Annotated in this window: 1 protein-coding gene and 1 pseudogene; one reads left to right on the forward strand and one right to left on the reverse strand. The window is 51.2% G+C overall.

Annotated features, from left to right (window positions below):
- Positions 1-374: pseudogene (locus RT018_RS13510) on the reverse strand (hypothetical protein); the annotation flags it as partial.
- Between the two features lies 1 nt (position 375).
- Between RT018_RS13510 and RT018_RS13515 the strand changes: the two are divergent.
- Positions 376-1,071 carry a LysR family transcriptional regulator substrate-binding protein gene (locus RT018_RS13515; protein WP_312942829.1) on the forward strand — a complete coding sequence of 232 codons (696 nt, stop codon included), beginning with the start codon at positions 376-378 and terminating at the stop codon, positions 1,069-1,071.
- Positions 1,072-1,139: the final 68 nt, after the last annotated feature.

A 1,139-nucleotide genomic window follows, 5' to 3' on the forward strand; every position in this document is an offset into this window, starting at 1 on the left:
CAGACCGCTGGATTCGCCGCTTTTACGAGCCGCGCGGCTTTTTCACGCCGCCCTACGAGACGAAGGAAAGTCTTAGAGCGCGACTGACCGGGCTGTATGCCGATGTAAAGCTGGATACGGTCAAATCCATGGCCGCCTTCACCTGCCAAAAGGCGTAATCGAATCACAAAAGACGGACAGGGTGAACCTGTCCGTCTCTGCACCTCCAGCTTCAACACGTCGGGAACTTCTTCAGGCGTGACCAGCTCGGGGCCAACGGAGAAAAACGCGGGAAAGTTTTTGACAATTGTCAGATAGCGGGGATTGCCCTGTACAAAGTCGTTCCCCTTGACAATGGACTCCTCCGTCATATCCAAAATTGTGGTGTAGCCCACGATGGCGCTCTCCCAGTCGGACTCGGGAACATCGCGGCAGTCCCTGCCGAATCTGCCCTGTTCGCAGCTTCACATCGGAAGCTCCATGTTTTTCTGCACGTCTGTTTTGCCCCGAATCCTTGCGGATTTCCGCGAAGCCTATCCTCAAGTCACACTCTCCTTCTCGAAGGGAGACAATCTGTCTATGATGCAGCGTATTCAAGAGGGGCAAATGGATTTTTTGCTGGAGACCGAGCTTCCGGAGAACTCCGCCCTCAACTCCATCGTCTGGGCGTCTGAACAGATTGTCCTTGCTGTTCCCAGCAGTTATGCCATTAATCAGGGGTTGGAGGAATACCGTTATACGTTTGATAAGTTTTTGCATGGGGTCCAGAATGGCTGGAATAAGCCCTGTGTTCCGCTCAAAGTGTTTCACAATGAAAAATTTCTCCTGTTGAAACAGGGCAACGATATATACAAACGCGGAATGGATATCTGCCGCAACGCGGACTTTTCCCCCAATGTGTTCACCTTTCTGGGGCAAATGATGACCGCCTATTATTTGGTGTGCGAGGGGAACGAGATCACGTTTTTGCGTTCTACGATTCCTGAGTACGTGACTCCAACAAACAGAGTGGATTTCTATCGGCTTGGCGATGAGCTGGCAACACGGAATTTGTATCTGACGTACAGGAAAAAAGCACGGCCTTGGCATTGACAACAATGCGCTGGCTAAAACACGCGACCACAGATTTTGACGTTACCAGTGATATCTGTATACAAGCC

Origin of the sequence: Oscillibacter sp. (assembly GCF_032060045.1) — a bacterium.
Lineage (GTDB): Bacteria > Bacillota > Clostridia > Oscillospirales > Oscillospiraceae > Oscillibacter.